Below are 8,184 nucleotides of genomic sequence, written 5' to 3'. Positions count from 1 at the left end.
CGGACTTCCGCCAGCCGGGTCACGGCGTCGACCACCGCCGCGCGGTGGGCGGCGCGGTGCTCCTCGGTGCCCGCGTCGCCCACGGCGGCGGTGTACCAGGACTGGGCCAGACCGAGGACCAGGGTGAGCAGGTCGGCCGGGGCGTGCGCGGGGGCGACCCGCCCCTCCGCCTGGGCCTCGGCCAGCGCGGAGGTCTTGCGGGCGTACGCCTCCGCCTCCAGGACGGTGGCCTCGGGGCGCTCCAGCCGCTTCCACATCATCAGGCGCACGAGCCTCGGGTCGGCCGTCAGGTGGTCGAAGATGGCGCCCGCGTAGCGGGGCAGGTTCCCCGCGTCGAAGGGGACGGATTCCGCGCCCTGCTCCACGGCCCGCAGGATCACCTGGTCGAACAGCTGCTCCTTGTTGCCGTAGTAGACGTAGATCATCCGCTTGTTCGCCCCGGCCGTGTCGGCGATGCGGTCGACCCGGGCGCCGGCGATACCGTACGCGGCGAACTCGTCGAAGGCCGCCGCCAGGATGCGGGCCTTCGTTGCGCTGGAATCACGTGCCATGACTCCCAGGCTAGCAAGTAACTATCCAGTTATTGACAAGACGGCCGAGGCTCGTGCACCGTGTAGATAACCAGTTAGTTACTCCTCTTTCCCCCCAGGAGACACACCATGGAACTGCGCGCACTCGGTACCCAGGGTCTGCACGTCGGCGCCGAGGGCCTCGGCTGCATGGGCATGAGCGCCTTCTACGGCGCCACCGACGAGGCCGAATCGCTCGCCACCATCGACCGGGCCCTGGAGCTGGGCGTCACCCTGCTCGACACCGCCGAGGGCTACGGTCCCTTCGTCAACGAGCAGCTGGTCGGCAAGGCCGTCGCGGGCCGCCGCGACCAGGTGGTCATCGCCACCAAGACCGGCATCGAGTTCGACGACGACGGCACCGTCCGCGGCCACAACGGCCGCCGCGAGTACATCCACCGCGCCGCCGACCGCTCGCTGCGCCACCTGGGCACCGACCACATCGACCTGTACTACCTGCACCGCATCGACCCGGACGTGCCGGTCGAGGAGAGCATCGGGGCCATGGCGGAGCTGGTCACCGCGGGCAAGGTCCGCTACCTGGGCCTCAGCGAGGCCGCCGCGGCGACCATCCGGCGGGCCCACGCCGTCCACCCCCTGACGGCCGTGCAGACCGAGTACTCGCTCTTCGAGCGGGGCCTGGAGGACAACGGCGTCCAGGACGCCCTCGACGAACTCGGCATCGGCCTGGTCGCCTACTCCCCGCTGGGCCGCGGCTTCCTCTCCGGCGCCATCACCAGCCCCGACGACTTCGCCGAGGACGACTTCCGCCGCACCGACCCCCGCTTCCAGGGCGAGAACTTCTCCCGCAACCTCGCCGTCGTCGACGCCGTCCGGCGCCTCGCGGAGGCCAAGGACGTCACCCCCTCCCAGCTGGCCCTCGCCTGGGTGCTGCGGCGGGGCGCGGTACCGATCCCGGGGACGAAGCGGCGCCGCTACCTGGAGGAGAACGTCGCCGCCGCCGGTGTGACGGTCACCGACCAGGACATCGCCGCGATCGAGGCCGTGGCCCCCCTCGGCGTCGCCTCCGGAGACCGCTACGCGCCGGAGCACATGCGCAACCTCAACGGCTGACGGAGGGTCCGCCCCCCGGGCGGCGTTGTCAGAGGCTGCTGGCAGCATGTCCGCATGACTCGCGATGATCTTGACAGGCTGTTCGCCTCCCCCTCCGCCCTGCTGGACTCCCCGCCCGGGGCCCTGGAGGACCTGCCCGCCACGGGCGGCGGGGCGGGCCGCGAGGCCTACGCCCAGGCCGTCGCGGTCCTCGCCGGAGCCGAGGTGCCGCGCGCGGAGTTCGCCTCGTGGCTGCACTTCGGCGCGAAGGTACTGGGCCACGACGCCTACGCCGACCGGGTCGCCGAGGCCGAGCCGGGTATGCCGTGGCGGACGGTCTGGGCCTGGTGGCGGCCGGTCGGCCGCTACCGGGCGAAGCCGAACCTGAGCGGGGACGCCTGCGTGGAGGTCCACGAGGCGGCGGACGGGCGCCTGCTGCTGAAGCTGTCGGCGCAGTGGGTCCGGGAACTCTGGTTCGACCCCGCCACCGGCGACCGGGTTCCCGCCCCCGCCGACGGCGAGTTCACCGAACGGCGGTACGACGCCCCCGTGGAGGGGCCCGTCCCGTTCGACCCGGACGACGCGGACCACGGCCTCCACCTGCCCGAGGCCTGGGAGGAGCCCGTACCCCTCGGCGGCGGCCGCGTGCTGTTCGTCGATCCGCGCGGCCTCGTGGTCCTGGAACGGGGCGGCGCGGCCGCCGACGGGCCGGCGGAGCACCTCGAAGCCGTCTCCCGGGGCGGGGACGGCCCCTGGTTCGCGGGGCCGACGGCCGCCGGGACGCCGCTCGACGCCGCCCGCCTGGAGGAGGCCTTCGACGCCGACGGGATGGTGGTGCTGACGCGGGACCAGCTGCCCGCCGCGCTGACGCACGCGCCCACCCGGGAGCTGGCCGTGACGGCGGGGCTGCCCAGGTGGTTCGCCGCCGGGGTCGCCACGTTCACCCTGGCCTGGGCCGAGGGGAAGGCGTACGGGCTGGAGCCCGACGAGAACGGCCTGCTGCACCTGGGCACCTTCGAGCTGGCGTACGCCGACACCGGCCGGGTGCTCGTCCACCCCGGGACGGGCGCGGTGTCGATGGTCCGGGACGGCAAGGGGCCGTTCCCCTTCGCCCGGGACACCGAGACCTTCGTGCGGCTGCTGGAGGCCGTGTACCGGTTCATGGGCGCCTGCTGGGACCCGTACCCGGGCGAGGACGGCAAGGGGGACTTCCTGCGCGAGGCCGCCGCCCTGGAACCGCTCTCGGTGGACGCGGAATCCCCGGCGGGAGACGTGTGGGGGCACCTGTTCGCGGCGATCGTCGAACTCAGCCCCTGGGGCTACTGACACCGGACGGCCCGTCACCGGGCGGGCCGGCAGGCACGGGTGGCCCCCAAGGCCCCCAGGGCCCCCAAGGCGGCCCTGGGACGTCCTCTACTACAACTGCGGCGGCTGCTGAACGAGGGGCCGCACCGGCTTGACCTTGACACGGTGGCAAGGCCTTCACTGCGGCCGAGGAGGTGGTCGTGGTGATCACGCGGGAAGAGGATGCGGACACGGTGCGGGCCCTGGAGGCGCTGGGGCACGGCGATGCGTCGGTGCGGCTGCGGGCGGCGCTGGCGGTGGGGACGGCCGCGGACCCCCGCTGCGTCGGCACGCTGATCGAACGGTGCGCCGTCGAGCCCGAGTTCTTCGTACGGGACATGCTGACCTGGGCGCTGACCCGCCTCCCCGCCGCGGTGACCGTCCCGAGGCTGGTCGACGAGCTGGGCTCGGAGCGTGCGCAGGCACGGAGTCAGGCCCTGCACACGCTGTCCAAGGTCGGGGACCGGCGGGCGTGGCCGGCGATCACCCGGGAGCTGCTGACCGACGCCGACGACGCGGTGGCGCGCAGCGCCTGGCGCACGGCGGTGGTCCTGGTGCCCGAGGGCGGGGAGGGCGCGCTGGCCGCCGTACTGGCGACGCAGCTCGGACGCGGCGGGCGTGAGACGCGGCTGAGCCTCAGCCGGGCGCTGGTCGCGCTGGGCGATGAGACGGTGCCGGCCCTGCGTGCCGCGATGGCGGATCCGGCGCCCGGCGTGCGGGAGCACGCAAGGGCCACGGAACGGCTGCTGCAAGACCCGGACGCCGGGTTCGGGTACGCCGTCGAGGAGGCGAAGCGGAGCGTGGCCGTGGGAACGGCCGGTGGGGAGTGAGAGGGTGCTGATCGGCGATGTGGCCCGGCGGTCCGGGGTGAGTGCCCGGATGCTCCGGCACTACGAGTCGCTCGGCCTGCTGCGGCCGACGGGGCGTACCGGGGCGGGCTACCGGGAGTACGCGGACGAGGACGTCCGCCGCATCTTCCACATCGAGAGCCTGCGCTCGCTCGGGCTGCCCCTGCGCGAGGTCGGGCGGGCGCTGGACGACCCCGGCTTCGCTCCGGCCGGGCTCATCGAGGACCTGGTCCGCCGGACGCGGGAGCGCATCGCGGCCGAGACGGAGCTGCTCACGCGACTGGAGCGGATCGATGCCGCGGAGCCCGCCGGCTGGGAGGACGTCCTGCGCGTCACCGCGCTGCTGCGCGCCCTGGGGTCGGAGAGCGCCGGGGAGCGTCAGCGTGCGGCCCTGTCCGCGGTCGCAGAGGGTCTGGTGCCGGTGGAGGCCCTGGCCGAGGCCGCGTTGAGGGAGACGGAGCCGAACGTCGCCGGAGCCCTGTTCCTGGCGCTGGCCCGGTCCGGCGACTCCGCACTGGCTCCGCTGGCGGAGGGCCTGCGGGTGCCGGAGCCCGAGGTGAGACGGCGCGCCGTGGGGGCCCTCGCGGAGATCCCGCACGGCGGGGCGACCGCCCTGCTGCGGGACGCGCTCGCGGACGAGGACGTCGCGGTCCGCCGGGGGGCGGCCCTGGCGCTCGGGGCGCGCGGGGTGGCGGACGCGGTCCCGGCGCTCACCGACATGGTCGTCGAGGGGGCCAACGACGTCGACGCGGCCGACGCGCTGAGCGTACTGGCCGGTGATCCCCCGATGGCGGACCGCATCGCCGCCGGGCTCCTCGACCGGCTCGCCCGGGGCTCCGCCGGAGCGTCCGCCCGGCTGCGGCTGGCCCAGGCGCTCGCCGGCATCCCCGGGACCGCCGCGTCGCGCGCCCTCACCGACCTGTCGCACGACGGGGACCGCGCCGTCGCCCTCACCGCGGCGTACGTGCTGGGACTGCGCGACACGGAGCCCGCGCCGGGGTGAGGCCGCGGGTGAAGGCCCGGGCGGGGACGGGGGTGTGACGGTCCGGCGGCGGGGGAAAAGCGGTTCTTCGGGCGGCGCCCGCGGCCTTACCGTGGCGCGATGACAGTACATGTGCGGGAGATGGCCGAGGCCGACATCGAGGCCGTCTCGGCGATCCGGGTCCGGGGATGGCAGGCGGCGTACGCCGGCATCGTCCCCCGGACGTACCTGGACGCGATGACGGTGGACGCCGACGCCGCCCGGCGGCGGGAGTGGTTCTCCCGGCCCGGCCGGGAGTCACAGGACCTGGTGGCGCTCGGCGAGCGCGGCCCCGTGGGGTGGATCTGCTTCGGGCCGGTCCGGGGCGGGACGGACGGGCCGGGGCGGGCCGGGGAGGTGTACGCCCTGTACGTCGCCCCGGACCTGACCGGCCGGGGCATCGGCCGCGGGCTCCTGGACGAGGCCCACGCCCGGATGGGGGGCCGGGGCTTCGAGGCGTCGGCGCTGTGGGTCCTGCGCGACAACGGCCGGGCCCGGCGCTTCTACGAGCGGGCCGGCTACCACGTCGACGGTGCGGCCCAGGAGGACGTCTACGACGGGGTCACGCTCACCGAGGTCCGCTACACCCGGGCGCTCTGACCGGGTCCTCGGTGCGGGCCCTCGCGAGCCGACGTGCGGGCGGTGTGCGGGCGTCCTAGCCTGAGGGCGTGACCGTCCGCCCGGCCCTGGTGCGCAGGAAGGAGAAGGTCATGGCCCCGACTCCTCGCAAGGGCGCGCGGCTCCGCAGCGCGGCCGTCGTCACGGCCGCCGTGGGGGCCCTGTTCGCCGTGAACGGCGCAACGGTGGCAGCGGCGGGAGCGGCGGCGCCCGCCGCCGTGACGGTGCCGAGCCGGCCGTCGTACGAGCAGCTGGCCCTCGACACCCTCGACGAGGTGGTGAAGGGCGACTTCACCGCCGTCTCCGCCCGCTTCGAGGCGGCGCTCCGCCGGCAGGCGTCCCCGCAGGTCCTGGAGAAGTCCTGGCAGACCTACCAGGCCGAGTTCGGCCGTTACGTCTCCCACGGCGCGCCCCGCCAGGTCGCCCTCGGGGCGGGCACGGTGGTCAGTGTGCCGCTCACGATGGCCGAGCGGCCCGGGGAGTTCCGCGTCACGTTCGACGAGGACGGCCTGCTGGTGGGGCTGTACTTCCTGCGCGTGGGCGTGCCGGTCTCCTAGGGTCTGTCGTCACAGTCCCGTCCGCCCCGTCCCACACCGGGAGACACCCGTGCCCACCCGCGCCCGCCGCCTCCGGCAGAGGCGGGTCCCGTGAACGCCTCCCGTTGGGCACGGTCGTTGACCGCCCTGGCCGCCGCCCTCGTCCTGGGGGCCTGCGGCTCCGCGCAGCCCGCTCCGGTGCCCCGTGCCGCGTCCGCCCCCGTCTCCCCCGGCACCGCACCACCGGACCGGAGCGCGACGGCGCCCCCGGTTCCGGCGCGGCAGGCGCCCGTCGACTGCCGCCGGACCGCCTGTGTCGCCCTGACCTTCGACGCGGGCCCGGGACCCGAGACGGCGCGCCTGCTGGACGTGCTCAGGGCGAAGGGGGTGCACGCGACGTTCTTCCTCCTGGGCAAGAACACCCTGGTCCGTCCCGAACTCGTACGGAGGGAGGCCGCCGAGGGGCACGAACTGGGCAACCACACCTGGACGCACGCGGTCCTGCCCCAGGCCCCGCCGGAGGAGATCCGCCGTCAGCTCGTCCTCCTCCAGGACCGGGTGAAGGCGCTCACGGGCCGGACGCCCACCCTGATGCGCCCGCCCCGGGGGCTGACCGACCCGCGGGTGGCCGAGGTCTGCCGCTCCCTGGGGCTCGCGCAGATCCTGTGGAGCGTGACGGCCACGGACTACCGCGACCACGACCCCGGGGTCATCGCGAGCCGGATCCTCCAGGGCGCCCGGCGCGACGGGATCATCCTGCTCCACGACGTGTACCCGGGCACCGTTCCCGCCGTGCCGGCCATCGTCGACGGGCTGCGGAAGCGGGGCCTCACGCCCGTGACCGTCTCCCAGCTGTTCGCGCCGGCCCGGCCCCGGCCGGGCCGGGCCTACTGGAACGCGTCCTCCCCCTGACGTCGGCGGCGCCCGAATGGCGCGGTCGGGCCCGGCCGGGCAAGGTGGTGCGCCCGAGCCCCCTTCGCCCCGGAGGTACGCCGATGCCCCAGCGGGCCGTCGTCGCGGTGCCGCAGCCGCCGGACTTCCGCGGCCGGGCGGCGGACCTGCTCCCGCTGGGGTCCGTCGCCGCCGGGTACGCCGTCCTCCAGTTCCTCCTCGTCGTCCCGGGTACCGGGCTGGGCTGGGACGAGGCGGTGTACGTCAGCCAGGTGTCCCCCGGCGCTCCGGCGGCGTTCTTCAGCGCCCCGCGCGCCCGCGGCATCACCTACCTGGTGGCCCCCGTGACCGCCGTCACCTCCTCCGTGACGGCGCTGCGGGTCCATCTGGCCCTGCTGTCGGCGGCGGGGCTCCTGCTCTCCCTGTGGGCGTGGCGGCGGCTGCTTCCCGTCCGCGTGCTCGCCCTGGCGGGCGCCCTGTTCGCGGGGCTGTGGGTGACCGTGCTCTACGGCCCCCAGGCCATGCCCAATCTCTGGGTGGCCTTCGGGGCGCTGTTCGCCGTCGGGTGCTTCCTGCGGGCCGCCCGGGACCCCGGGGACCGCCTCGCGCCGGCCGGCGTCGCGGCGGGGGTGGCGTTCGCCGCGCTCATGCGTCCGGGTGACGCGGTGTGGCTGGTCCTGCCCCTGCTCTGTGCCGCGGCGGCCCTCCGGCCCCGGCGGCGGGCCGCGCTGGTGCTGGTGGCGGCCCTGCTCGCCGGGCTCCTCGCGGGCGGCGCGGAGTGGGTGGTCGAGGCCCAGCTCCACTACGGCGGCCTCCTGGCCCGGCTGCGTCGGGCGAGCGAGATCCAGGGCGGTCTGGGCTGGCACCCGGCGTTCACCGACCAGCTGCGCTCGCTGGACGGGCGGACCCTGTGCCGCCCGTGCGACGTGCCGTTGTCCCGGCCCGTGACGGCCCTGTGGTGGTTGGCCCTGCCGCCGCTGACCGCGGCCGGGCTCCTCGCCGCCCGTCGCGGCGGGCGCACGGCGACGGCCGCCGTGCCCGTCGCGGTCGCGCTGTGCCTGGCCCTGCCGTACCTCCTGATGGTCGGCTACGCGGCTCCGCGTTTCCTGCTGCCCGCGTACGCGCTGCTCGCCGTCCCGGTCGCGCTGGGCCTGGCGCGGCTGTTGGCCGCGTGCCGGGGCCGCCCGCTCGCGCTGGGGGTGCTCGGGGCCGCGCTGATCGCCCACCTGGCCGTGCAGGCGCGGATCGCCGACGCCTGGGGGGCCCGAAGCGTTGCCGACGGGGTGGGGTTCGCCGCGGTCGCC

The 8,184-nt window shown here is 75.6% G+C and carries 9 protein-coding genes; 8 read left to right on the top strand and 1 reads right to left on the bottom strand.

From position 1 onward, the window contains the following. Nucleotides 1–551: TetR family transcriptional regulator (locus AB0F18_RS37365; protein ID WP_362069432.1), on the bottom strand; the 551-nt coding region annotated here is incomplete at its 3' end. Nucleotides 552–659: 108 nt separating this feature from the next. Here AB0F18_RS37365 and AB0F18_RS37360 point away from each other — a divergent pair. The 8 genes from AB0F18_RS37360 to AB0F18_RS37325 form a co-directional block, all read left to right on the top strand. Further along, entirely contained in the window at nt 660–1,643 is a 984-nt protein-coding gene (locus tag AB0F18_RS37360; RefSeq protein ID WP_362069429.1) for an aldo/keto reductase, read from the top strand. A 54-nt stretch (nt 1,644–1,697) separates the two neighbouring features. After that, nucleotides 1,698–2,948: an SUKH-4 family immunity protein gene (locus AB0F18_RS37355; protein WP_362069426.1), complete on the top strand. Its 1,251-nt coding sequence runs from the start codon at nt 1,698–1,700 to the stop codon at nt 2,946–2,948. Between the two features lie 182 nt (nt 2,949–3,130). Continuing rightward, nucleotides 3,131–3,796 (top strand): HEAT repeat domain-containing protein, encoded by a 666-nt coding sequence (locus tag AB0F18_RS37350; RefSeq protein WP_362069435.1) that lies wholly within the window; start codon nt 3,131–3,133, stop codon nt 3,794–3,796. A 4-nt stretch (nt 3,797–3,800) separates the two neighbouring features. Further along, nucleotides 3,801–4,817 carry a HEAT repeat domain-containing protein gene (locus AB0F18_RS37345; protein WP_362069423.1) on the top strand — a complete coding sequence of 339 codons (1,017 nt, stop codon included), beginning with the start codon at nt 3,801–3,803 and terminating at the stop codon, nt 4,815–4,817. A 99-nt stretch (nt 4,818–4,916) separates the two neighbouring features. Beyond that, complete coding sequence (locus AB0F18_RS37340; RefSeq protein ID WP_362069421.1) at nt 4,917–5,435, top strand: GNAT family N-acetyltransferase; 519 nt, start codon at nt 4,917–4,919, stop codon at nt 5,433–5,435. A 68-nt stretch (nt 5,436–5,503) separates the two neighbouring features. After that, nucleotides 5,504–6,010, top strand: coding sequence for a DUF3887 domain-containing protein (locus tag AB0F18_RS37335; RefSeq protein ID WP_362069418.1), 507 nt, complete (start codon nt 5,504–5,506; stop codon nt 6,008–6,010). Between the two features lie 90 nt (nt 6,011–6,100). Next, nucleotides 6,101–6,901 carry a polysaccharide deacetylase family protein gene (locus AB0F18_RS37330; RefSeq protein ID WP_362069415.1) on the top strand — a complete coding sequence of 267 codons (801 nt, stop codon included), beginning with the start codon at nt 6,101–6,103 and terminating at the stop codon, nt 6,899–6,901. Nucleotides 6,902–6,984: 83 nt separating this feature from the next. Beyond that, a partial coding sequence (locus AB0F18_RS37325; protein ID WP_362069412.1) for a hypothetical protein occupies nt 6,985–8,184 on the top strand: 1,200 nt, incomplete at its 3' end.

It is taken from the genome of Streptomyces sp. NPDC029216 (genome assembly GCF_040648015.1).
GTDB lineage: Bacteria > Actinomycetota > Actinomycetes > Streptomycetales > Streptomycetaceae > Streptomyces.
The sequence above is the reverse complement of the archived record's forward strand: the minus strand, read 5'-3'. Positions and strand labels throughout refer to the sequence as shown.